This window comes from Methylophaga nitratireducenticrescens (assembly GCF_000260985.4).
Taxonomy (GTDB): Bacteria; Pseudomonadota; Gammaproteobacteria; order Nitrosococcales; family Methylophagaceae; genus Methylophaga; species Methylophaga nitratireducenticrescens.
Map to the genome: position 1 here is coordinate 500,462 of NC_017857.3, position 23,167 is coordinate 523,628.

21 protein-coding genes and 3 tRNA genes are annotated in these 23,167 nt (G+C 46.1%); 14 read left to right on the forward strand and 10 right to left on the reverse strand.

Annotation, left to right across the window (positions count from 1 at the left end):
- Window positions 1-44 precede the first annotated feature (44 nt).
- The 6 genes from Q7A_RS02280 to Q7A_RS02310 all read right to left on the reverse strand — a co-directional run bounded on the left by Q7A_RS02280 (window position 45) and on the right by Q7A_RS02310 (window position 5,991).
- Window positions 45-875, reverse strand: a complete 831-nt coding sequence (locus tag Q7A_RS02280) for a c-type cytochrome (RefSeq protein WP_014705712.1) — start codon at window positions 873-875, stop codon at window positions 45-47.
- A 1,014-nt stretch (window positions 876-1,889) separates the two neighbouring features.
- The gene (locus Q7A_RS02290; protein ID WP_014705714.1) at window positions 1,890-2,315 is read right to left on the reverse strand and encodes a hypothetical protein; all 426 of its coding nucleotides are present in this window, start codon (window positions 2,313-2,315) and stop codon (window positions 1,890-1,892) included.
- 227 nt (window positions 2,316-2,542) lie between these two features.
- On the reverse strand, window positions 2,543-2,851 hold the full coding sequence (locus Q7A_RS02295; protein WP_044326371.1) for an HIRAN domain-containing protein: 309 nt from the start codon (window positions 2,849-2,851) through the stop codon (window positions 2,543-2,545).
- A 244-nt stretch (window positions 2,852-3,095) separates the two neighbouring features.
- Window positions 3,096-3,182 (reverse strand) — tRNA-Leu (locus Q7A_RS02300).
- 683 nt (window positions 3,183-3,865) lie between these two features.
- Entirely contained in the window at window positions 3,866-5,239 is a 1,374-nt protein-coding gene (gene hemN / locus Q7A_RS02305) for an oxygen-independent coproporphyrinogen III oxidase (RefSeq protein WP_014705716.1), read from the reverse strand.
- 80 nt (window positions 5,240-5,319) lie between these two features.
- Window positions 5,320-5,991 (reverse strand): LOG family protein, encoded by a 672-nt coding sequence (locus Q7A_RS02310; protein WP_014705717.1) that lies wholly within the window; start codon window positions 5,989-5,991, stop codon window positions 5,320-5,322.
- Between the two features lie 177 nt (window positions 5,992-6,168).
- On the opposite strand from Q7A_RS02310, the gene purD reads away from it, so the two are divergent.
- From purD to hemF, 4 genes are read left to right on the forward strand one after another with little or no spacing between them, the layout of a single operon-like run.
- Window positions 6,169-7,461 carry a phosphoribosylamine--glycine ligase gene (gene purD, locus Q7A_RS02315; protein ID WP_014705718.1) on the forward strand — a complete coding sequence of 431 codons (1,293 nt, stop codon included), beginning with the start codon at window positions 6,169-6,171 and terminating at the stop codon, window positions 7,459-7,461.
- A 28-nt stretch (window positions 7,462-7,489) separates the two neighbouring features.
- Window positions 7,490-8,362: a phosphoribulokinase gene (locus Q7A_RS02320; RefSeq protein WP_014705719.1), complete on the forward strand. Its 873-nt coding sequence runs from the start codon at window positions 7,490-7,492 to the stop codon at window positions 8,360-8,362.
- Window positions 8,363-8,395: 33 nt separating this feature from the next.
- Window positions 8,396-8,950 carry a Sua5/YciO/YrdC/YwlC family protein gene (locus Q7A_RS02325; RefSeq protein WP_014705720.1) on the forward strand — a complete coding sequence of 185 codons (555 nt, stop codon included), beginning with the start codon at window positions 8,396-8,398 and terminating at the stop codon, window positions 8,948-8,950.
- Window positions 8,947-9,873 (forward strand): oxygen-dependent coproporphyrinogen oxidase, encoded by a 927-nt coding sequence (hemF, locus tag Q7A_RS02330; RefSeq protein WP_014705721.1) that lies wholly within the window; start codon window positions 8,947-8,949, stop codon window positions 9,871-9,873. The genes Q7A_RS02325 and hemF overlap by 4 nt, the downstream gene beginning before the upstream one ends.
- A gap of 242 nt (window positions 9,874-10,115) precedes the next feature.
- On the opposite strand, the gene prfA is transcribed toward hemF, so the two are convergent.
- Together prfA and hemA are read right to left on the reverse strand one after the other, a co-directional pair.
- Window positions 10,116-11,204, reverse strand: coding sequence for a peptide chain release factor 1 (gene prfA / locus Q7A_RS02335; protein WP_014705722.1), 1,089 nt, complete (start codon window positions 11,202-11,204; stop codon window positions 10,116-10,118).
- A 3-nt stretch (window positions 11,205-11,207) separates the two neighbouring features.
- Window positions 11,208-12,467 carry a glutamyl-tRNA reductase gene (hemA, locus tag Q7A_RS02340; RefSeq protein WP_014705723.1) on the reverse strand — a complete coding sequence of 420 codons (1,260 nt, stop codon included), beginning with the start codon at window positions 12,465-12,467 and terminating at the stop codon, window positions 11,208-11,210.
- Window positions 12,468-12,589: 122 nt separating this feature from the next.
- Here hemA and Q7A_RS02345 point away from each other — a divergent pair, with 122 nt between their 5' ends.
- The 10 genes from Q7A_RS02345 to Q7A_RS02390 all read left to right on the forward strand — a co-directional run bounded on the left by Q7A_RS02345 (window position 12,590) and on the right by Q7A_RS02390 (window position 20,812).
- Complete coding sequence (locus Q7A_RS02345; RefSeq protein WP_014705724.1) at window positions 12,590-14,365, forward strand: tetratricopeptide repeat protein; 1,776 nt, start codon at window positions 12,590-12,592, stop codon at window positions 14,363-14,365.
- A complete protein-coding gene (lolB, locus tag Q7A_RS02350) occupies window positions 14,362-14,961 on the forward strand; it encodes a lipoprotein insertase outer membrane protein LolB (RefSeq protein ID WP_014705725.1) in 600 nt (199 codons plus the stop codon). The genes Q7A_RS02345 and lolB overlap by 4 nt, the downstream gene beginning before the upstream one ends.
- Window positions 14,958-15,827 (forward strand): 4-(cytidine 5'-diphospho)-2-C-methyl-D-erythritol kinase, encoded by an 870-nt coding sequence (gene ispE / locus Q7A_RS02355; protein WP_014705726.1) that lies wholly within the window; start codon window positions 14,958-14,960, stop codon window positions 15,825-15,827. Before lolB ends, ispE begins: the two co-directional genes overlap by 4 nt.
- 20 nt (window positions 15,828-15,847) lie before the next feature.
- Window positions 15,848-15,922 (forward strand) — tRNA-Gln (locus Q7A_RS02360).
- Between the two features lie 88 nt (window positions 15,923-16,010).
- Entirely contained in the window at window positions 16,011-16,946 is a 936-nt protein-coding gene (locus Q7A_RS02365) for a ribose-phosphate diphosphokinase (protein ID WP_169697853.1), read from the forward strand.
- 113 nt (window positions 16,947-17,059) lie between these two features.
- A complete protein-coding gene (locus tag Q7A_RS02370; RefSeq protein ID WP_014705728.1) occupies window positions 17,060-17,734 on the forward strand; it encodes a 50S ribosomal protein L25/general stress protein Ctc in 675 nt (224 codons plus the stop codon).
- Between the two features lie 20 nt (window positions 17,735-17,754).
- Window positions 17,755-18,327, forward strand: coding sequence for an aminoacyl-tRNA hydrolase (gene pth, locus Q7A_RS02375; protein ID WP_014705729.1), 573 nt, complete (start codon window positions 17,755-17,757; stop codon window positions 18,325-18,327).
- Window positions 18,328-18,428: 101 nt separating this feature from the next.
- On the forward strand, window positions 18,429-19,520 hold the full coding sequence (ychF, locus tag Q7A_RS02380; RefSeq protein ID WP_014705730.1) for a redox-regulated ATPase YchF: 1,092 nt from the start codon (window positions 18,429-18,431) through the stop codon (window positions 19,518-19,520).
- A 57-nt stretch (window positions 19,521-19,577) separates the two neighbouring features.
- Entirely contained in the window at window positions 19,578-20,645 is a 1,068-nt protein-coding gene (locus Q7A_RS02385; protein ID WP_014705731.1) for a phospholipase A, read from the forward strand.
- A 90-nt stretch (window positions 20,646-20,735) separates the two neighbouring features.
- Window positions 20,736-20,812 (forward strand) — tRNA-Met (locus Q7A_RS02390).
- A 138-nt stretch (window positions 20,813-20,950) separates the two neighbouring features.
- Here Q7A_RS02390 and Q7A_RS02395 read toward each other — a convergent pair.
- Entirely contained in the window at window positions 20,951-22,063 is a 1,113-nt protein-coding gene (locus Q7A_RS02395) for a mechanosensitive ion channel family protein (RefSeq protein WP_014705732.1), read from the reverse strand.
- Window positions 22,064-22,349: 286 nt separating this feature from the next.
- Window positions 22,350-23,113, reverse strand: a protein-coding gene (locus Q7A_RS02400; RefSeq protein WP_089418494.1) for an IS5 family transposase whose coding sequence is annotated in 2 segments (ribosomal slippage) — window positions 22,350-22,741 and window positions 22,741-23,113 — 765 coding nt in all. Because the reading frame shifts where the segments join, the coding sequence is not laid out codon by codon here.
- Window positions 23,114-23,167: the final 54 nt, after the last annotated feature.

Here is a 23,167-nt window from a genome sequence, read left to right on the forward strand (position 1 = left end):
GTTTCTGTCGTCTTGCATCACACAAGCTAATCGGTCGTGAAACATCATTTCAGTGTTGCCAGAAAGGCTGTTAATTGCTCGAGTTCTTCCTTTGAAAGGCTCTGTTCATAACCTGTCGGCATGAATGATGTTTCACCGGAAGAATACATTTCTCCGGGCACCAAATAAGCACTAGGCGCGATAATGGATTCTCGTATGTACTCTTCAATATTGGTAGCTTCTCCGTCGTATTCCGGTGATTCAATAATTTCAGCCGCCCGCTTTGCTAAGCCAGCCATGGACGGGCCAGCCATATTGACGTCAGGTTCTGTGGAGTGACATGAGGCACAAGCTGGCTGAGCTGTTCGGAAAATGTGCTCCCCTATTGCACGTGGATCGTCATTCCCGTCTACTGGAGTAACTCCCTGGGGGGCTGCATCCGCTATTACACCACCAGAAACACCGCTTCCCGTGACGGTTATGGGACGAGGAGGCCATCCTTGATTATCTACATTGGAAACCCACTCGAGAAAAGTAATCAGATCGGCAATCTCCTTTTCGCTCAAATTTTGAGTGGGCATGAGCCGGCGATGCTTTTGCTCATCATAAAATTTTGAAGGGTCTCGCATATAAGCGGTGAGATAATCTACTGTTCGGTGTTTTGTTATCTTAGTCAGATCAGGTGCGTAATAAGCACCTTCACCAAAAATCGTATGGCAGTTAATGCAATTGTATTTGTGCCATACGTCTTTCCCGTGGATCACTTCATCGTTGATATTTTCAGCATGCGTCAGATCGTCAATTTGACGGTGAGTATCCAGGGTAAGTACTAGAAATATAAAAGCAGCAATGCCAGTGGATGCAATTGCAAAAATTCGAGCCTGCCGATTAGTCATAGTTATCCCTCGTACTAGACGCTGATGCCACCCCAATAAAGAATTGAGATTGAAGTAGCGTAGATAATGCCCGATGCCATCAGCAATAACACAACAAAGCTAAATATTCGGAGTGGCCCATAAAATTTTTTCTGTTGCATACGAGCTCCTGTCAAAAGATGTACGTGATAGCTACTCAGTCCTTCTTTTAGTTTTTTGTGGGGCTGTTAGCTGCTACATTTCTAAGCCATCTCATCTGCACGGCCTACCAACAGAGGAAAGATGAATAACTGCTTTTTATGACTTGTAAAACTAAGGGGAACCCCTTTTTGAGGACATTGCCTCAATATTTAGCCCTTTTATCGCCGAGAGCCCTGAAGGGCTATGCTTGCTGTTAACGTTGTGAACCGAGGTTTGAGATATCTCTGAGTTTCAAAGAGTTTAAGAGGCTTTTGACCTGACCCTACCATCTCTCTTTTGGTTTTGTCAAGATAGTGCTCGTAGAGCTGTTCCCGGCTCTCTCAAAGCTTGTTGTTTGCCTTCATGTCCATACTGAAAGTCACTCTTTGTCAACTTACGTTTGAGTTCAAGCGGAAAGAGTTTTATTTGATGTCAATCGGGGGGCAAAAAAGCCCCAACACTTCAATATTGGGGCTTAAATATTTCTAATGGTGTCGAGGCCGGACTCGAACCGGCACAGCCGACTTGACCTCGGAAAGCTCTGCCGTCTGGTAATTGATCAGAGGGTCACTATAAATTAATTGTGGCCGCTGCGGCTTTGGCTTTCTGCGTAACTCTATCACCTGCACCCATGCAGGCGAAATTTTCAGAATGCCAGAGTTGGCAAACAATTTATAGAGGTCCCCCGAACTGGCAGGATCTCTGCTGTAGATACTTCCCCGGGGAGCGGCTGGCAGGTTTGGCCCATCACAAAACGGTTGAGGGGGCCGCCAAAGCACCATTTGTTATGCCAGAATCTGGTCGAATTCTGAGGGCTCGCCCGTTGCCTTTCCCTCGCCTATGAGAGCAAGGCGACTAACCGACTTCCAAGGCCATGGGGGCCCCCTGACGGTCGAACACCAGAAATTGATTGATGCGCCCATCGCGAATAGCCTGAACCATGCGTTCCAGCTCTTGGTCGATGTTCGCTTCCCGGGGCGCCTGCCCGTTCTGTCCGAGCAGGGCGGCTACAAAAACGGCGTCCCAGTCCTGAACCATCTGGCTAGCTTCGCTGACCAGTCCAGAAAAGTTGGTCAGCTCCTCGGGGCGTTTGTCGACAGCGGCCTGCGGTGCTAGGTGTCCACCCTCTCCACGATCAAACCGCTGCTTCTGTTCTTCGGTGTAGCCAGTGGGCAACTCACGTCGCGCGAGCACTATCAGCAGCGTTTGGGGCTCTTCTTGCTGTCGGGCGATGGTGAGAAAATCGTTAAAGTGTGCCAGTTGAAAGGTTGTTTCTTGCATGGGGATCTCGTATTTGAAGGTTGTAGGAGTTTGGTATTATGACAGGTGACAAAAGGATGAGGAAAACGGCCGCCATTTGCCGACGGTCGTGAAGGGGTCATAGAGGCTGCAGATGGGCTTAAAGTGATCACTTGTTCAAAACATTTAGTGATTCTGCCAGTTAATTTTTGTCAGAGAAACGGGCGCGCGTAACTAACTTAAAAATGATATGCAGTTTTGAACCTTTTTTAAACCGCCCGTAGAAACGGGGTAGAGCCCTGATTAGATACCTTTATCAATACATAGATCAGAGGACGCTCTTCATCAGGGATAAGTTTAGATACGACCCCACTTAGCTGTTTATTCTCTAGAAGTTGTCTGATCTCTGAGGACACTACTCTATTCACATTGTCAATTTGCACACCGTTGCAAAATACAGCGATAGCATTTTTGTCCTTTGGATTGTCGGACTCATGTTCAAATTGAACCTTGCTGCCAATTTCGATACTTTTCATATTATTTGCGCTGAGATAGTAGCGTGTTCCAGCAATTTCCATGTAGTAGTCATATGGGGGCCGACTGAGGATAGGTCAGGAATTAATGTAAAACCGTCACTAGGAAGCTTCGCGCTAGTGTGGTGCGTAGAGAAGGGCAAAGTGCATGTTTTTAAATTTAAATACTCAGTATTCCAACACGTTTCTATAATCTTTAGTAGTTGGGTTCTCCTAATTTGTTGAAAAGGATTTAGTAAAAACAAAAAAGCCCCAACATGTTTCCATATTGAGGCTTAAATATTTCTGTTGGTGCCCGGGGCCGGAATCGAACCGGCACGACCGCAAAGTCGAGGGATTTTAAGTCCCTTGTGTCTACCAATTTCACCACCCGGGCAGCAAGCCGAACATTATAAACAAGATTTCACAATTGTTCACACCAAATTACTTTATTTTTTGCAGAAGAGGGTAATTGTTAATGCCTTTCAATCATTTTGAGGACCTCCTCCTTAAGGAAACTCTGTCGATCATCAGGGTAGCTTGTCAACTTGATGTACATCGCATCGCCTTCATATTGATATTAAGCACCTGGCAGGCTTTGTGGCTGCTATTTAATGAGATTTTATGTCATTTTGTATGCTGTTCGAGATTTATATCAAATTTGGTTTTGATGTCTCTGCATCTTTTTAGCTCTCTGGCCAGGTCGTTGGCGAGCATTAAGGCAATCGAAAGACGTTCTTGGGGGATTAAAATTCATTCTGGATTGTTTTCGATAGCGTGCGAGGTCAGCTCACAATTGAGTTGTTGATTTAAGATGCCGAGATTGCGTTGCATCGCTGTGCCAATGCTAATTTTGCGAAGTGTTTGGGAGAGGTATTGCAAAAAGCCAGTCTTTTTAATCGCATTATGTTGACGAATAAAGGTTCCAGTTTGAAGGCGTTATGAATTATCAAACCGGAAGAGACGATGGGGTGCATATCTGGGCGAATAATTTCCGGGTTACCGGTGCGTTTCAGCATACAGCATAGTTAACGTCGCAAGAGTTGCTTTCAATGTTGTGGAATTTTTCCAGTATCGGCCTTATATAACTTTGGAGAATCTCTGTTTTGCTTGTTGGCTGTATTTATCAAAGGCCATACAAATATTACGTATCAACAAGCGGCCTGCGGGTAAAACCGAAATATTTTGCCGGTTATATTCCAACAAACCGTCTTCGGCAAATTGTTCGAGTTGAAGGTAAGCCTCTGTGAAGTATTCTTTAAATTGAATACTGTAGTCCTGTTCTATTTCCACTATATCCAAAGCAAAATCACAGATTAAACGGGTAATAATGGTTCGCCGTAACTTATCATCTTCGGTAAGGCTGATACCTCGCATTAAGGGCAACTGATTTTGTTTAAGCAGATTATCGTATTCGAGTAGTGTTTTGACATTCTGAACATAAGCATCGCCGATTTGCCCAATCGAAGTAATGCCAAAGCCGATAAGGTCACACTCGGCATGGGTGGCATAACCTTGAAAATTTCGATGTAATCGATTTTGTTGTTGTGCCACACTCAGTTCATCATCTGGTTTGGCAAAGTGATCCATACCAATATATAGATAACCAGCATCGGTTAGTTTATTGATTGACAGTTGCAGGATGCTCAGCTTTTGTTCTGGAGTCGGTAAGTCTTCACTATTGATCTGACGCTGAGTTTTAAAAAGCTTAGGCATATGAGCATAGTTAAACAATGAGATACGATCAGGATCTGCAGCGATAATTTTATCGATCGTGGTACTAAAGCCTGCTAACGTTTGCAGTGGCAGACCATAGATTAAATCTACACTTATAGATCGAAACTCTTGCTGGCGAGCCGCATCAATCACCGCTAATGTTTCGGTTTCTGATTGAATGCGGTTGACGGCTTTTTGCACTGCAGGGTCAAAATCCTGAACGCCAAGGCTGATACGGTTAAAGCCTATTTTTTTTAACAGGGCGATAGTTTCGGCATTTGCTTCACGTGGATCAATTTCAATCGAGATATCAGCATCGTCAGCAATATGAAAATGACGACGGGTTTCATTCATCAGATCCTGCATTTGCTGTTCGCTGATAAATGTTGGTGTGCCACCGCCCCAGTGCAGTTGCGTCACCGGTCTGCTGGTATCAACTAATGCGGCCTTAATAGCTAGTTCTTTATAAAGGTTTTCAAGATAGGGTGTGGCATGGTCGCGATTTTTAGTAATGATTTTGTTGCAGGCACAGTAAAAACATACGGTATCGCAAAAAGGCAGGTGAAAATACAGAGATAATGGCCCCCCTCGCTGATTGGATATTTCAGCATGCTCTATAAATTCCTTTGCCTTAAAATTTTCATGGAATTCCAAAGCGGTGGGGTAGGAGGTATATCTCGGCCCAGCGGTATCATATTTTTGAATAAGTAAGCGGTTTATAATCAGCTCATTTTGCATAGCAAAGCCCCTAAACACGTAAGGTTAAGATTATACAGCAGATTTTTGCTCGAGGGGTTAATGCCTGTTTTGTGTCATGCTCAGACTGGAAAACGTTGGTCGTTTTCAGGATGAGCACCTAAATCAGCAAAATGTTTCTGAATAATCGGTAACACGTCTTCGGGTTTATCTACCAGATGGAAAATATTCAGATCGTCTTCTTTGATACAGTCCATTCGCAGCACTTCAGCCCGAAGCCAGTCGATCAGTCCTTTCCAGTATTCTGAGCCATACAAAATTACCGGGAAGTGACGGATTTTGCGGCTTTGGATAAGTGTTAATGCTTCAAAGAATTCATCCAAAGTACCAAAACCACCGGGAAACACTACATAGCCCATCGAGGATTTAACAAACATCAGTTTGCGCACAAAAAAATAGCGAAAACTTAAACTGATATCTTGATTCGGGTTGGGTTTTTGTTCCATCGGCAGTTCAATGTTGAGGCCAACAGAGTGTGATCCTTGTTTGAACGCACCGGCATTGGCGGCATGCATAATGCCGGGACCGCCACCGGTAATAATGGAAAACTTTGCCTGGGAAAGAGACTGGGCAACCTGTTTAGCCGCCTGATAATACGGCGAGTCTTCTGTTAAACACGCACTGCCAAAGATGGATACGGCCGGACCAAGCTCATTTAGGGTTTCAATACCGTCAATCAGTTCAGATTGGATGCGGAAGACGCGCCAGGCTTCCGATGTTTTTAAATCTTCCACTCGTATTTTTCTCACTTGGCAAAGGCTTTAGATCACAATAATCAAAAGCCGCCATAGTTACAATCTATGCCTTATATAAGCTGACTTGGGTATGTCATAACCATGTATTAATGTTTGGTTATACAGTCATCTACGGTATCATTGCCGCTTTATTTCAGCAGGTGTGGCAACAAGATAATGAAAGTTCTGGTCATTGGTAGTGGCGGTCGTGAGCATGCGCTGGCTTGGAAACTGAAACAATCACCGCGTTGCAGTGACGTTTTTGTCGCTCCAGGCAATCCGGGAACCGCAAATGAGGCAGGTGTCAGCAATGTCAACATCGCAGTTGATGATATTGATGCGCTGGTGGCCTTCGCACGGCAGAATGATATCGGTTTAACCGTTGTTGGCCCTGAAACTCCATTAGTTAAAGGTGTCGTCGATGCCTTTGAAAAAGCCGGTTTACGCTGTTTCGGCCCAAGTATGGATGCCGCTCAACTGGAAGCTTCCAAATCATTCACCAAAGATTTTCTGGCCCGTCATCAAATTCCCACCGCTGCCTATCAAGTCTTTACCAATATCTCCAATGCTATTGAATACATTCTGCAGCGTGGCGCGCCTATCGTGGTGAAAGCTGATGGTCTGGCTGCCGGTAAAGGTGTGATCGTTGCGCAGACGGTTGAAGAAGCGATTGCGGCAGTTGAAGACATGTTGTCCGGTAATGCCTTTGGTGAAGCAGGTCACCGTGTAGTTATCGAAGAGTTTATGGCCGGCGAAGAAGCCAGTTTTATTGTGATGGTGGATGGCGAGCATATTCTGCCGCTGGCAACTTCTCAGGATCACAAGGCCCGCGATAATGGCGATAAAGGACCAAATACCGGTGGCATGGGAGCATATTCGCCTGCTCCGGTTGTGACAGATAGCGTCTTTGAACGGGTGATGAGTGAAGTCATCGAACCTACTGTTAAAGGTATGGCAGCAGATGGACGGCCCTACACTGGTTTTTTATATGCCGGGTTGATGATTGATGAAATGGGGGCACCACGGGTAGTGGAATATAACTGCCGTTTTGGTGATCCGGAAACCCAACCAATATTGATGCGTCTGCTTTCTGATTTAGTCGAGTTATGTGAAGCGGCACTGGATAAACGCCTGGATCAAGTCACCGCTGAGTGGGATCCCCGTGCTGCCGTAGGTGTCGTCATGGCTGCTGGTGGTTATCCGGACAGCTATAAAAAAGGCGATGTGATTAGCGGATTGGATGTCGTGGATTCAGTTGATACTCGTGTATTCCATGCAGGTACGGCATTTGATCAAGATAAAGTTGTCACCGCTGGTGGCCGTGTTTTATGTGTGACCGCTCTGGGCGAAGGTGTTGCTGCTGCTCAGCAACAGGCTTATGCTGGAGTCGCAAAGATTCAATGGCAGGATGCTTATTATCGAACTGATATTGCCTATCGTGCAGTTGCCCGAGAGCAACAAAAAGGCTGATATATTGCGACTTTAAGGAGAAGGCGGAATGTCTGTATCCCATCCGATTATTGCAGTTACAGGGTCTTCCGGCGCAGGCACTTCGAATGTAAAACATGCATTTGAAGACATTTTTCGTCGTACCAATGTTAAGCCTGCTGTTATCGAGGGTGACAGCTTTCACCGATATAATCGTGAGGAGATGCGTGCCGCTGTAGTTCAGGCGGAAGCCGAAGGTCGCGCGTTGACGCATTTCGGTCCTGAAGCCAATTGTCTTGATCGACTGGAAAGATTGTTTCAGACCTACTCAGAAACCGGCCGTGGCGAAAAACGTTATTACATTCACGACGAATCCGAAGCAGTTAAATTCAATCAACCACCCGGAACATTTACCGAGTGGGAAGAGTTGGATAATGACAGTGATCTGCTGTTTTACGAGGGGCTGCACGGCGGTATGGTTACCGATGAAGTGAATATTGCCCAACATACCGATCTGTTAATTGGTGTGGTGCCGGTTATCAATATCGAGTGGATCCAGAAGATCAAACGTGACTGTGCCAACCGTGGATATTCTCAGGATGCCGTTGTCGATATTATTTTGAAACGTATGCCGGATTACATTCACCACATTACGCCTCAGTTTTCCCGCACCCATATCAACTTTCAGCGGGTGCCGTTAATTGATACCTCAAACCCGTTTGTGATGCGGGAAATTCCCACCCCGGATGAAAGTCTGTGTGTTATCCGTTTTAAAGATCCCAAGATGGCAGATTTTCCGTATTACCTATCAATGCTGAAGGATTCATTTATGTCACGGCCCAACAATATGGTTGTGCCAGGAACCAAAATGGGCCTGGCTATTGAAATTATTCTAATGCCGTTTGTTGAGGAAATGATGCAGAAAAAACGGCAACGTGTTTAATTAATCTTTTAAAAGTAGCGATCTGCACCGAATATGAATTTTTCTAACTGGCAATTGAGACAGGCCTACCTTGCTTTGCAGGAGGATGGGGTAATCGCCTATCCTACCGAAGCAGTGTTTGGCGTTGGCTGTGATCCCTCAAGCGAAACCGCCATTATCAGATTACTGATGATGAAACGTCGTCCATTGGAAAAAGGCCTGATTCTGATTGCATCAGACTTCAATCAGTTGCAGGATTTTATCCAGCCGTTATCTGCTGACATTCTCGCCAAAGTCACTCAAAGCTGGCCAGGCCCAAACACCTGGTTATTGCCGGTTCGTTCTTCGGTTTCTCCATTATTAACCGGTGGCCGGGGCACACTGGCAGTCAGAGTAACAGCGCATCCCTTAGCAGCAGAGCTATGCCGCAGATTTGGCGGTCCGCTAGTTTCAAGCAGCGCCAATATTACTGGTCTGCGACCTGCCAAGAATGTCCATCAAGTGCATTGGCAGTTACCTGAACTGGATTATGTGCTGCCCGGAGCATTGGGCGGGGCTTCCAAGCCATCCACTATCCGTGATGCATTCACTGGTGAGGTACTGCGATGAGTGCGCCGGATATTAATGCCGTACGTAAATACCTACTCTCACTACAAGATACTATCTGTAAAGAAGTTGAAAATTCAGATGGCAAACAGAAATTTGCTGAAGATGACTGGCAGCGACCGGCCGGTGGAGGTGGGCGAACCCGTGTTTTAAATAACGGCGCAGTGTTTGAACAGGCCGGGGTCAATTTCTCCGAAGTCAGTGGTGATAACTTACCGCCATCAGCAACTGCCAGCCGGCCTGAACTTGCTGGACGCAGTTTTCAGGCGATGGGGGTATCGCTGGTGATTCATCCACATAACCCGTATGTGCCAACCTCTCATGCCAATGTACGTTTCTTTATAGCTGAGAAAGCCGGCGAAGAACCCATATGGTGGTTTGGAGGTGGTTATGATTTGACGCCTTATTACACCTTTGATGAAGATGTTATCCATTGGCATCAAACAGCTAAAAATGCCTGTAATCCTTTTGGTGACAATGTATACGAAGATTACAAAAAATGGTGCGATGAGTATTTCTTTCTCAAACATCGCAACGAACCGCGGGGCGTAGGCGGGTTGTTTTTTGATGATTTGAATCAACCGGATTTTGAACAGTGTTTTGGCTTGTTGCAAAGTGTTGGCAACAGCTACACTGCAGCGTATTTACCAATCGTCGAACGTCGTAAAGATTTAAGTTACACCGAACAACAGCGTGACTTTCAGCTGTATCGTCGTGGTCGTTATGTGGAATTTAATCTGGTTTATGACCGCGGAACCTTGTTTGGTTTGCAGTCAGGTGGCCGTACCGAGTCGATCCTGATGTCATTGCCGCCATTGGTGAAATGGCGCTATAACTGGCAACCCGAGCCGGGCTCTGCGGAAGCCAGGTTATATGAGCATTATTTACAACCGCAGGATTGGCTAGGGTCTGTTGATCTTTCATAGCCGCCTCTGTTGTGACTGAAAATGCACCAATCAAGGCGCGAGGAGAGCAGTTTAGTAATTCTAAATAAACGATGAGCAACGAAGAGTGGTGCATTTTCAGCCTCAACCCGCAGGGCTGGGGCTATTTTTCCGCCCTACGGCGTTGAAAATGACTTATGTAGAACAACTACATCGCATCATTTCCGCCTTGTTGGACAAAAAAATAGCCTCCAGCAGTGGTGGCTCTGAAGGATCAACAGTCCCTAGGAATCTTTAGATAATAAGGCCAGCTGATCGGCTTGGTATTCGCTGATTAACGGATCAATGACCTGATCCAGCTGACCTGACATGACTTCATCCAATTTATATAACGTTAAATTGATTCGATGGTCGGTAATACGGCCTTGTGGATAGTTATAAGTACGGATGCGTTCGCTGCGATCACCGCTACCGACTAATAATCTGCGGGTTTCGGCTTGTTCGGAGGCTTGTTTTTCCTCTTTCGCTGCCATGATGCGTGACTGCAGAACGGACATCGCTTTGGCGCGGTTTTTATGTTGTGAACGTTCTTCCTGACATTCAACGATAATGCCGGTTGGAATGTGCGTGATACGCACGGCGGAATCAGTAGTATTAACATGCTGGCCACCGGCACCGGATGAACGGAAGGTATCCATTTTGATATCCGCCGGGTTGATTTCAATCTGATCAATTTCATCGGCTTCCGGCAAAATCGCTACCGTACAGGCTGAGGTATGAATCCGCCCCTGGGATTCAGTTTCCGGAACCCGTTGTACCCGATGGGCGCCGGATTCAAATTTCAGCCGTGAGTAAGCCCCATCACCAACAATACGGGCGATGATTTCTTTATAACCGCCATGCTCGCCTTCCTGAGCATTGAGCACTTCAACCTGCCAGCGACGTGATTCAGCATAACGGGTGTACATTCGAAATAAATCACCGGAAAAAATGGCGGCTTCATCACCACCGGTACCGGCGCGGACTTCGAGAAAGATATTACGTTGATCATTTGGATCTTTAGGTAACAACAATTTCTGCAAATCAATGGCAAGCTGTTCCTGTTTTTCCTCAGCAATGGCCAGTTCTTCCTTGGCCATTTCACGCATTTCCGGATCACTTTCCTGCATCATTGCCTGAGCATCTTTCAGATCACTCAAAGTCTGCAGATATAAGCCAAAGTGTTTAACAACAGGCTCCAGCTGTGCGTATTCCTGCGATAAAGTGCGAAATTTGTTCTGATTGGCCATGGTTTCCGGATCAGATAGCAGGCCACTGATCTCTTCATGACGATCAACTAATGCTTCAAGTTTATGCCTGATGGAATCTTTCACAGATCAATCCTTAATATTAAATAAACGGCGGGCAGCATCAATCATCGGATTATTTTCATCAGATTCAAATGCTGATTGCCGCAGTTGTCTACTGGGTTCATGTAATAGTTTGTTGGTCAGGGTGCGGGCCAGTTCAGTCATCACCATTTCCGCATTCATGCCCTGTTCGAGCTGGCGTAAGGCTTTATCGACGGCCTGAGTGCTGAACATTTGTCCCTGATCACGAATCGCTCTGATAACCGGTACTGCATCCTGACTGCGCATCCAGCCGGCAAAATGATCAGCCTGCGTATCAATGATTTCCTCTGCCTGCTTGGCTGCATCGCGCCGTGACTGCAGGTTTTCTTCAATAATGTCATGCAAATCATCAACGGTGTATAAATAGATGTCTTCAAGTTGTCCGACTTCTGCTTCGATATCACGTGGAACCGCAATATCTACCATGAAAATTGGTTTTCGTTTGCGCAGCTTTAAGGCACTTTCGACCGTGCCTTTGCCAAGAATGGGCAGCTGACTGGCGGTGGAGCTGATCACAATATCCGCTTCGGCGAGATGGGCCGGAATTTCACTCAGACTAATCGCATATCCATTCACTGAGGTTGCCAGAAGATGGGCTTTTTCAACGGTGCGATTGGCAATAATCAGACGCTTGATGCCGTTATCAAACAGATGACGGGCTACCAGTTCGATGGTTTCACCGGCACCGATTAACAGGGCGGTTGATTCGGCCAGATTACTGAAGATCTGTTTTGCCAGACTGACAGCAGCAAAGGCGACAGAAACCGGACTGTTGCCAATGGCGGTATCGGTTCGCACCTGTTTGGCTACGCCAAAGGCATGTTGAAACAAACGACCCAGCGATTTCCCCAGCGCTTTTGCGTTAAGGGCCTGGGTGTAGGCGGTTTTTAACTGACCGAGAATTTGCGGTTCGCCTAAAACTAACGAATCCAGACCACAGGCAACCCGGAATAAATGTCTTACCGCATCAGCGCCTTCATAACAATAAAGATAGGACTTGAGGGCATTGGCATCCTGTTGTTGAAAGTTATGCAACCATAACAGGACACTATTGTCATAATCTTCGTCCAGATGACAGTATATTTCGGTGCGGTTGCAGGTTGAGACAATGACTGCTTCAATCACGCTTTCATTCAGCATCAGTGACGCTAAAGCCAAAGGTAATTTATCAGCATCAAAGCTAAGCTTCTCGCGCACATCAACCGGTGCGGTTGTGTGATTAATGCCGTAAGTGACAAGATGCATAATTTAGGAGTCGTGTTGTATGCTGTTAAAATTTACAGCCGTGAGCTAAGTTGTCTTATATCTCGGTCTGGACAAGACTAATTCGCCATTCTATCAAACTCAATCAGTCAGGTCGTTGAATTATGGATTTATTGCAACAGTTACGCTGTCATTCAAAACAGTTCGCTACATCTGCGGGCTGGGTGATGATACCTATTTTATTGTTTGGATGCGCCGCAACTGCTAAACAATCAGACGAAAAAACGCCCCTGCAGCCGGTGGAGTTAAATGAAACAACGACCGTTGATACTACGCAGCCTGAATTAGCTTTACCGCTTACTCCCGAACTGGTTTATTACGTGTTAACGGCTGAAATTGCGGGTCAGCGCGGTCAACTTGATATTGCGGTCGATCTATATAACCAGGCAGCAGAGTTGACCGACTCGCCAAATCTGGCGGGACGTTCTGCACGAATTTCGACATTTTCCCGTGATCCAAAGCGTATCGACCGGGCGTTGACCCGCTGGCAGGAAGTCTCGCCGGAAGAGGCTGAGGTCTATGTGATGCGGGTTCCATTTTTATTAATGGAAGATAATTATCCCGAAGTCGTTGTGAACATGAACAAAGCGCTCGCATTGGAGCCGGAGAACAAAGAAAAATATCTGGAAAGTTTGGCCGCCAATTTAAGCGAGAAAGGTGATCCAGAAAGAGGTCTGCAGACGATTCTGGAATTGGACCTGTACAAAAATGATGATCCGGCAGCTCGCTTTACCTATGCCCGATTAGCGGCTTATTTCCAGCGCTTTGATGTGGCTGAAATCGCCGTCGATGAATTGCTGGAAGAAGACCCAAACAACGAAGCTTATCTGAGCCTTAAAGCAGATTTGCTGCAAACCTTTGATAAGAATGAAGAAGCATTAAAGTTAATTGCCAAAGCAGCTCAGCGTGATGGAGCGAGTGAATCCTTACGTTTTACCTACGGAAAACTGTTAGGTGAAAGTGGCGAATCGGAAAAAGCAAAACGCATATTTGAAGAATTGCATTTGGAGAATCCGGAAAACCCGGATGTGGTATTTGCGCTGGGATTGCTGGCTCTGGAACGTGATGATGGACAAACGGCCAAGTCGTATTTCACTCAGTTATTACAAATGGGGGATGCTGGCGGTCAGGCCAGCTATTTTATGGGGCTTGCCGAGGAAATGAATGATAACGTGGATTCTGCTTTGGTGTGGTTTGCTTCTGTGCCTGTAGACAGCCAGCGTTTTGAAATGGCGCAAACCCGTTATATCAATTTACTCGCCGATCAAGGTGATATTGATAAAGCACGACAGCATCTGCAACTGCTGCGTCAGGAGCGTCCTCAGCAGGCGATAGATTTTTATTTGTTTGAAGCCGCTTTTTTGCGGGAGCACGACATGCCTGAAGAGTCTGTTGAGGTGTTAACGGAAGCTCTGACCAATCACCCGGGCAATCTGGACCTGTTATACAGCCGCGCCATGGTGGCCGAATCAATTGGCAGACTGGAGATGCTAGAACAGGATCTGCGCACCATTTTAAAAATTGACCCGGAAAATGCTCAGGCGATGAATGCCTTGGGTTATACCCTTACCGATCGTACTGATCGACATGAAGAAGCTTTGCAATTAATTAACAAAGCTTTGGAACTGCGCCCTAATGATCCTTATTATCTGGATAGTCTGGGTTGGGTGTATTACCGGATGGGTAATTTGGAAAAAGCTGAATATTACCTGCGTGAAGCGGTGGAGATTCAGGCCGATGTAGAGTTTGTTGCCCATCTGGGTGAAGTGCTGTGGATGCAGAATAAAAAAAATGAAGCCAGAAAGTATTGGGATCAGGGCGTGAAGCTGGATCCGAATAATAAAGTACTTCAGGAGACCCTGCAGCGGTTAACCAAATGAAACAGCTTCTCGTAGTAACTGGTCTGCTGTTGATGACTGCCTGTACCCCGTTCTGGCAGACAAAGCCGCTGGAACCTGCAGAACTGTTGTGGGAAAACCGCCAGACAGCATTAAAACAAATGGATGATTGGTCATTTCGTGGTCGTACGGTTATTCGTCAGGATAAAGAAGGCTGGAATGTTGGCGTGACCTGGCAACAGCAGCAGGAAAAATTCAATATCGGCCTGTTTGGTCCCTTTTCTCAAGGGGCGGTGGAGTTAGCAGGTGATGACAAACTGGTCACCATGACCTTTTCTGATGGTGAAACCTATTCTGCTGCTACACCGGAAGAGCTTCTGGCAGAAGTGCTCGGCTGGTTATTACCGGTTAGCGCTTTGCGTGACTGGGTCAGAGGCTTGCCGCATTCACCTATCAAGGTTGATGAGAAAACCCTGGATGAAAAAGGCCGCTTAACTACGCTTTCCCAGGCAGGGTGGCAAGTGGAGTTTGTTGATTATGCACCGCTGGAAGGCAATGATGTGCCGGCCAAGATTTTTATCGAACATCCCCAGTTAAGTATTCGCCTGATTATGAATGGATGGAAAGCTGGTAAATGAATAAATGGTGGCCTGCACCGGCAAAACTAAATCTGTTTTTACATATCACCGGCAGACGGCCAGATGGGTATCATGAGTTACAGACGGCATTTCAGTTTCTTGATCATGGTGACAAACTTAAATTTACTATCACCGAAAACGCACAGATCACGCTAAAAGCCGATCTTCCTGAGGTTGTTGAAGAGGATAATCTGATTGTAAAAGCTGCCCGTCTTTTACAGACAAGCTGTAAAAGTCGATCAGGAGCCATTATCCAACTGGAAAAAAACCTGCCAATGGGAGGCGGTCTGGGAGGGGGCAGTTCGGATGCAGCGACAACCCTTGTTGCGCTAAATAAGCTTTGGCAATGTGGTTTAACAGAAGATCAATTAGCGAGCCTGGGGTTGCAGCTAGGCGCAGATGTACCGGTTTTTGTGCGAGGTCACGCCGCCTGGGCCGAAGGTGTGGGAGAAATTTTTACTAAAATTGAACCACCAGAACCGTGGTATTTAGTTATCTTCCCCGAATGTGCCGTCTCAACAGCAGAAATATTTTCTGCAACGCAATTGACACGTGATTGTGAACCCATCACAATAGCGGGCTTCCTTGCGGGGGAAGGCAGTAATATATGCGAATCGGTGGTAACAAAATTGCATCCACCAGTTGCACAAGCACTGGCATGGTTGGCACAATATGCAACCATTCCACGAATGACCGGAACGGGTTCTTGTGTTTTTGCCCGCTTTGAATCGGCCAGTGCGGCTGAAAATGTTTTAGAACATGTGCCGGCACACTGGCATGCTTTTACTGCAAAAGGCTGCAACGAATCACCGTTGAGTTTTTGTGCAAAAGACTTCGATAGACGTCTTGATGTAACTGCAATTTGATAGAGTTGAGTAAAAACAGTTGGGGTATCGCCAAGCGGTAAGGCAACGGGTTTTGATCCCGTCATTCCCAGGTTCGAATCCTGGTACCCCAGCCACTCTTTTTGTTTATTGAACGAACTCGGCATCTCTATAGTGACTCAAAACCGACTCCTCCAGTTACAACAGCGTACCGCAGATGGCAATATGATGGTCTTCACCGGTAACGCTAATCGTAAACTGTCAGAAAGTATCGCCAATTTTCTGAATATCAGCTTGGGTAAAGCCACAGTTGAAAAGTTCAGTGATGGCGAGATCATGGTTGAAATTCTCGATAATGTTCGAGGTAAGGACGTGTTTATTGTCCAACCAACCTGTATGCCTACCAATGATCACCTGATGGAATTAATGGTCATGACCGATGCTATCCGTCGTGCCTCAGCCAAACGGATTACTCTGGTTGTTCCATATTTTGGTTATTCCCGTCAGGATCGTCGTCCTCGTTCAGCCCGTGTTGCCATTACCGCCAAAGTTGTTGCAAATATGCTGACCGGTGTGGGTGCCGATCGAGTGTTAACTGTAGACTTACATGCTGATCAGATTCAGGGATTTTTTGATTGCCCTGTTGATAATGTCTATGCCTCACCCGTATTGTTGGGGGATATCTGGAAACACAAATATCAGGATTTGGTTGTGGTTTCTCCGGATGTTGGGGGCGTGGTCCGTGCCCGTGCATTAGCCAAGCATCTTGATGTCGAACTGGCAATTATTGATAAACGACGTCCACGTGCCAATGTGGCGAAAGTGATGAATATTATTGGTGATATTGATGGCCGTACTTGTGTGATGGTTGATGATATGGTCGACACTGCTGGCACCTTGTGTGCCGCATCGGCCGCTTTAAAAGAACATGGTGCTACCAATGTGGTTGCTTATTGTACACACCCCGTTTTATCGGGAGCAGCCATTGAAAATATCAGTAATTCTTTGCTGAATGAATTAGTCGTGACAGATACCATTCCACTGCAGCCAGCTGCGGCAGCATGTGACAAAATTCGCGTATTGAGCATTGCAGAAATGCTCGCAGAAGCGATGTACCGAATTAGTAATGAAGAGTCTGTTAGCTCTCTATATATGGATTAACCAAAAAATTTATTTTGGTTGTATGTGCTGAACCTGGTCGCGGGGGAAGCGAAAAGCCGTAAATCGGCATATTTAACGGGCTTCGTGTCCGTTTTTTAGTCTTGGAGAAAAAGATGGAAAATTTATTTGAAGTACATGCTGAAGCGCGTACTGACCAGGGGAAAGGTGCGAGCCGCCGCCTACGTCATTCGGGCAAAGTACCAGCAGTAGTCTATGGTGCTGAAAAAGAACCTGTTTCAATTTCAATAAACCATAACCAGTTGATTCGCCATTTGGCAGAAGAAGCATTTTACGCGCATATTCTGACATTGGTTATTGATGGCAAGAAAAATCAGGTTGTATTGAAAGATCTGCAACGTCATCCAGCAAATGATAACAAAATCATTCATGCAGACTTCCTGCGTATTGATTCCAAGCACGCAATGACAATGACCATTCCACTGCACTTTGTCAATGAAGAAAAAGCGGTTGGTGTTAAAGCCGGTGGTTTGATTTCGCATCTGATGACCGAGGTTGAAATCTCTTGCCTGCCTAAAGACCTGCCAGAATACATCGAAGTTGATGTTGCAAAACTGGCTATGGATGAAGCCATCCACCTGAGTGAATTGAAACTGCCTAAAGGTGTCACGCTGACTGCCTTGACGCATACTCAGGATGAGCAGTTGGAAGAAGGGGAACGTTCTTCTTACGATCAAGCCGTTGTCAGTATTCATGAGCCACGTGTTGCTAAAGTGGATCTGGACGAAGATACAGAAGCTGATGATGAGGAAGAAGCGGCTGAAGATTAATTCAGTCGTCGGGAACCGTTATGGCAAACTGGATTATCGCCGGTCTGGGCAATCCCGGTTCTCAGTATGAACAGACCCGGCACAACGTCGGGTTCTGGTGGTTGGATCAGTTGGCTAGTGATTTTGGGCTGAGTTTTAAAACAGAGTCCCGATTTCATGGTCAACTGATTCAATACACAAATCCTGAACACAAAGTCTGGTTGATCAAACCACTGACCTTTATGAATCGCAGCGGTCAATCTGTTGCGGCGCTGGCCAACTTTTATAAAATCCCTGCAGAAAATATTCTCGTTATCCACGATGAGTTGGATTTACCCGCCGGTACGGTACGTCTGAAACGTGGTGGTGGTCATGGTGGACACAATGGTCTGCGTGACATTATCAGCCAACTGGGCAGCAAAGATTTTTTACGTTGCCGGATTGGTATTGATCATCCGGGCAATAGTAAGCAAGTTGCCGATTATGTGTTGAGTAAACCCTCTGCAACAGATCGGGAAAATATGATGGCAGGCATTGATAACAGCCTGCGTGTTTTACCTGATGTACTCTCAGGAAACCTCGACAAAGCCATGAACTGGCTGCACTCACAGTAAGAATCGTTTTTTTACCTCTCTTATTGTGACCTGTAAAACACCTGCATAAGGTGCGAGGAAAGAATTTTGTCATTGTTATAAATAACCCCTAAGGATTTCTCATGGGATTTAAATGCGGTATTGTCGGTTTACCTAACGTAGGCAAGTCAACGTTATTTAATGCGTTGACGCAGGCGGGTATCGAAGCACAGAACTATCCGTTCTGTACCATCGAGCCTAATGTTGGCATCGTGCCAGTGCCAGATCCGCGTATGGATAAACTGGCTGCGATCGTCAATCCACAACGTGTTTTGCCGACGACAATGGAATTTGTTGATATTGCCGGCCTGGTTGCCGGGGCTTCCAAGGGAGAAGGGTTAGGAAATAAATTTCTGGCCAATATCCGTGAAACCGATGCTATCGCCCATGTTGTTCGCTGTTTTGAAGATGAAAATGTGGTGCATGTGGCCGGTAAAGTCTCACCAGTGGATGATATTGAAGTGATCAATACTGAACTCGCACTGGCTGATCTTGAGTCTGTAGAAAAAGCGATCACCAAAACGACCAAAGACGCCAAAGGCGGTGATAAGGTCGCCAAAGCACGCCTGGATTTATTGACACAGATCCGTGAACATCTGGACCAGGGCGCACCTGTTCGGGCAATGAATCTTGATGATGATCAGTTGGCATTATTGACGGGGTTGCATTTATTGACCATCAAACCAACAATGTATATTGCCAATGTTGCTGAAGATGGCTTTGAAAACAATCCTGCTTTGGATGCAGTAATGGCATTGGCTGACAAAGAAAATGCTATTGTTGTGTCAATATGTGCTGCTATTGAATCGGAAATTGCTGATCTGGCAGATGAGGATAAAGCAGAATTCCTTGAGGAACTTGGCCAGGATGAGCCCGGTCTGAATCGAGTAATTCGTAGTGGTTACCAATTGCTTGGTTTACATACCTACTTTACCGCTGGTGTTAAAGAAGTGCGTGCCTGGACTGTTGAAGTCGGCGCGACCGCACCGGAAGGTGCCGGTGTCATTCATACTGATTTCCAAAAAGGCTTTATTCGCGCAGAAGTTATCGGCTATGAAGATTTTGTGCAGTTTAATGGTGAACAGGGTGCTAAAGATGCCGGAAAATGGCGTCTGGAAGGCAAAGAATATGTCATCAAAGATGGCGATGTAATGCATTTCAGGTTCAACGTTTAATTCAACTTTCTGCTGCTCAGGTAATCCTCGAGTCGCTCTGAATTTCAAGGAATAATCATGAACAAATGGTTTGCCGGGGCGATATTCACATCAATCATGATGAGTTCAGCACATGCCGACCAGGCCATGGATGAATGCATACTGTCAAAAATGGCCACATCTGATGATAGTGTCACTGTCGGCAATATTCGTGAAATCTGTATAGCAGAAATTTCCATGCAAAAGCAAGAGCAGACTGAGCCGGCATATCTTTCTGAGATGACTGAGGATGATCAGGAAAGCATTTCAATTGATGAGAACGAGGCTACAAAAATCGAAACAGCCGATGGTTCAGCGTTATCCAGACGTTTGGTTCTGGAAAAAAGCCAGTCAAATAACCCGTTTGCTTTCTTGCCACATCGTCCGAATTATTTCATTTTCAGTAATAATGTCGGTTCATATAACGAAGCCCCATTTGACGCAGCCGATCCAGATCGAGATTATGATTTTCAGTCATGGGAAAGCAAGTTTCAGATCAGCTTGAAACTCCCTGTTGTCAGAGGATTGTTCAATGATCGGGCTGATGCGTTTATCGCCTACACCAACCGCTCTTTCTGGCAAATGTTTAATAACGATAATTCACAGGCATTCCGAGATTCCAATCACGAACCAGAAGCATGGCTCTCTTTTGCCAATGATACGGAGTTATTCGGGTTTAAAAACTCACTGATTAATGTCGGTTTTAATCATCAATCGAATGGACAGAATGGGGCGTTATCGCGTAGCTGGAATCGTATATTTGCCGAGTTTATTGTAGAAAAAGGTGATTTTTACTTCTCCGTTCGCCCCTGGTATCGGGTTCCTGAAAGAGATAGTTCAGACGATAACCCGGATATTGAAAAATATATGGGGAATTTTGATTTCACGTCAGTTTATAAATATGGCGACCACAGCTTTGACCTGATGATACGCAATAACCTGCGCAGCGATAATAAAGGCGCTACTCAACTGGGATGGAGCTTTCCGCTCTATAAAAACTTCAGAGGTTATGTGCAGTGGTTTAATGGCTATGGCGAAAGCATGATTGATTATGATCACCGCACCAACAGCATAGGGTTTGGTATCCAGTTCAGCGACTGGTTATAAACCTTCTCCTCAGCCTTTCAGGCTGTGCGAGATTAACAGGCTCTTAATGTTGATATTTATTGCCCAGCAACGTAAAATGCTCGGCTTCGTGGCTACATAGCTCAGTTGGTTAGAGCACATCACTCATAATGATGGGGTCCCTAGTTCGAATCTAGGTGTAGCCACCACTTCTTTTCCACGAGTTTACACAACAACCGTTGTTTGGTTTGTGTCAGTTAACTTCCTTTCTACCTGCTCGATATTTTGCCTTCATTGCAAGCTTCTTAAGCGGTAAAATCTTATTCATCGGACCTTTTTGAAAAGGCTTATGAACTTTCACTTTTTACCTGTTCACTATGTCGTCTATCGGGCATCGGTATATCATCTAGAAACTCAATCGAACGCACAGGCATGGCAAATCTGATTTCTCTTTTGTCCAGCTCTTCCAGCAACGTAAAATTAATGTTTTGCTGGATATCCATATAGATATTGTAGTCTGAGCTCAGCACATAATAGACAACCTCGAATCTCATCGAAAAATCATCAAATTTGAATAAATGTGCGCGATCAAATCGGGTTTTATCGTGAGACTCGATAATCTCCTTTATTAAGCCAGGTACCTGTCTGGCTTTGGCGACTGGCGTACGGAATGAAATAGCCAGAAAGAAAACCACTCGGCGTTCATCCATTCGTTTGTAATTGTGAATGATTTGCTGCAGCAGGTTGGTATTACCGCAAATGATCTGTTCGCCACTCAGGCTTCGAATACGCGTGGTTTTCAGCCCGATGTATTCAATGGTGCCAGCAACATCATTAAATACAATAAAATCACCTGTCCTGAATGGCTTGTCGACGCCGATTGAAGCTGAAGCAAACAAATCCCCAAGCAGCGTCTGAAGTGCCAGAGCGATGGCAATACCACCAATACCCAGGCTGGCAACCAGTGCGGTGATATTGACTCCCAGATTGGCCAGTACGGAGAGCAATACCACCGCCCAGATGCTGGTACGAACCAGTAAGGAAACTATGGTGACGGTTAATTGATTTTCACGGTCTACCCGCGTTTCGATGGTTTCTTTTTTCCACATTGCAATGGCAGCATCAATCCATAGTCCGAGTTGCAATGCGAGAACCAGAAACCAGATATGACTGAACCGATTATCCCAGTCGGGACCAAGTTCAACGAGTGCCAGCCCAATTTGTACGGCCATGGCGGCTATTAATAATCGACTGGTATGCCTGAAAACTTTAGCGCCATATCGACCCCAACGTCCTTTGGAGCGTGAGAGCAGATCGACGCTGCGGGTAATAAAAAAACGCATCACCATGCGAAGTAACATGTAGCTTACAACTGCAATTGCGAGCACCAGGAAGAAATTCACTACGGCTGGTTGAGATATCCATGTCTCCCAATCACTCCCTAAATTCCAGTCAAACATTAATGTTCTCCAAATAAATGATGAAAAAACGCAATGAACAGCTGGGGCTGTGTTAACACAAAACTGATTGGAATCCAGTTAACGCGGTGACTCAGGATGGTTAACGGATTCAATCACAATAAAGGTTTAGCGGGGATTAATTTATCAGGCCTGAAAAATTGCAGTTGCCTGCTTAAATAAACTATCGGGTTGTTTTCGATCAATCAAGTTTCCTGCTTCAGGACAGTTGCCTGAATGTTTTTGAACCATAAATATTCTTTATTCCTGAGTCATCTAGATAGTGTCGTCACGAAACATTGAGCCAGAGCACCAAACATCTGATCTGCACGGCAGCCAAAAAGGACGCCAGATTCTTGGCATAGCGCGTCGCAATGCCGCGCCAACGCTTGAGATGCAGAAAGGCATTTTCAATCAGGTGGCGCTGCCGGTAGAGATGTCTGTCGTATTCACGTTGCGTCTTCCTGTTCTTTCGCGGCGGGATGACCGCTTGCATCCCCCGGTTTTTTGCTTTCTCAACAATGGCATCGCTGTCGTAACCCTTGTCGGCTATCAAGTGCTGTGCCTCAAGGCCATCAATCAATGCGTCAGCTTGAGAGCAATCCGCTCGGGTAGCCTCTGTAGCAATAATTCGGACCGGCATACCATGCGCATCCACGGCCAGGTGTACCTTGGTGTTGAGCCCCCTTTTGTGCGGCTCATCCCCTGATTGCCGCCTCGTGCGCCCGCCGCATGAGGATGAACCTTGCAGTGACTGGCATCAATCATCAGCCACTCATAGTCGGGCTCATCAATTAGGCATTCCAGCAGCGCCTCCCATACCCCCCGATCTCGCCAGCGACAGAAGCGCCGGTGGGTGTTCTTCCAATCTCCGTAACTGGCGGGCAGGTCTCGCCAGGGCGCTCCCGTGCGCAGTATCCAGAACACCGCGTCAATGAACTGCCGGTTGTTGTGCGCAATGCCGCCCCATTGGCCGCGCTGTCCCGGGAGGTGCGGCTCCAGCAGTGCCCAGGTTGCATCCGAAATGTCATGTCGTCGCGTGCTCTCCACCATCGAAAATACCTCGCCCAGATTGATTTGAGGGCAATTATAATAAATCTCGTGACG

Bases quoted from the DNA above. Each gene is read 5' to 3' on its own strand.
- ispE (WP_014705726.1), top strand. From the start codon at position 14,958: ATGAATAAATGGTGGCCTGCACCGGCAAAACTAAATCTGTTTTTACAT.
- Q7A_RS02385 (WP_014705731.1), top strand. From the start codon at position 19,578: ATGAACAAATGGTTTGCCGGGGCGATATTCACATCAATCATGATGAGT.
- Q7A_RS02345 (WP_014705724.1), top strand. From the start codon at position 12,590: ATGGATTTATTGCAACAGTTACGCTGTCATTCAAAACAGTTCGCTACA.
- Q7A_RS02370 (WP_014705728.1), top strand. From the start codon at position 17,060: ATGGAAAATTTATTTGAAGTACATGCTGAAGCGCGTACTGACCAGGGG.
- hemF (WP_014705721.1), top strand. From the start codon at position 8,947: ATGAGTGCGCCGGATATTAATGCCGTACGTAAATACCTACTCTCACTA.
- Q7A_RS02365 (WP_169697853.1), top strand. From the start codon at position 16,011: ATGATGGTCTTCACCGGTAACGCTAATCGTAAACTGTCAGAAAGTATC.
- purD (WP_014705718.1), top strand. From the start codon at position 6,169: ATGAAAGTTCTGGTCATTGGTAGTGGCGGTCGTGAGCATGCGCTGGCT.
- ychF (WP_014705730.1), top strand. From the start codon at position 18,429: ATGGGATTTAAATGCGGTATTGTCGGTTTACCTAACGTAGGCAAGTCA.
- Q7A_RS02295 (WP_044326371.1), bottom strand. From the start codon at position 2,851: ATGGAAATTGCTGGAACACGCTACTATCTCAGCGCAAATAATATGAAA.
- Q7A_RS02320 (WP_014705719.1), top strand. From the start codon at position 7,490: ATGTCTGTATCCCATCCGATTATTGCAGTTACAGGGTCTTCCGGCGCA.
- hemN (WP_014705716.1), bottom strand. From the start codon at position 5,239: ATGCAAAATGAGCTGATTATAAACCGCTTACTTATTCAAAAATATGAT.
- Q7A_RS02280 (WP_014705712.1), bottom strand. From the start codon at position 875: ATGACTAATCGGCAGGCTCGAATTTTTGCAATTGCATCCACTGGCATT.
- Q7A_RS02325 (WP_014705720.1), top strand. From the start codon at position 8,396: ATGAATTTTTCTAACTGGCAATTGAGACAGGCCTACCTTGCTTTGCAG.
- lolB (WP_014705725.1), top strand. From the start codon at position 14,362: ATGAAACAGCTTCTCGTAGTAACTGGTCTGCTGTTGATGACTGCCTGT.
- pth (WP_014705729.1), top strand. From the start codon at position 17,755: ATGGCAAACTGGATTATCGCCGGTCTGGGCAATCCCGGTTCTCAGTAT.
- hemA (WP_014705723.1), bottom strand. From the start codon at position 12,467: ATGCATCTTGTCACTTACGGCATTAATCACACAACCGCACCGGTTGAT.
- Q7A_RS02290 (WP_014705714.1), bottom strand. From the start codon at position 2,315: ATGCAAGAAACAACCTTTCAACTGGCACACTTTAACGATTTTCTCACC.
- Q7A_RS02395 (WP_014705732.1), bottom strand. From the start codon at position 22,063: ATGTTTGACTGGAATTTAGGGAGTGATTGGGAGACATGGATATCTCAA.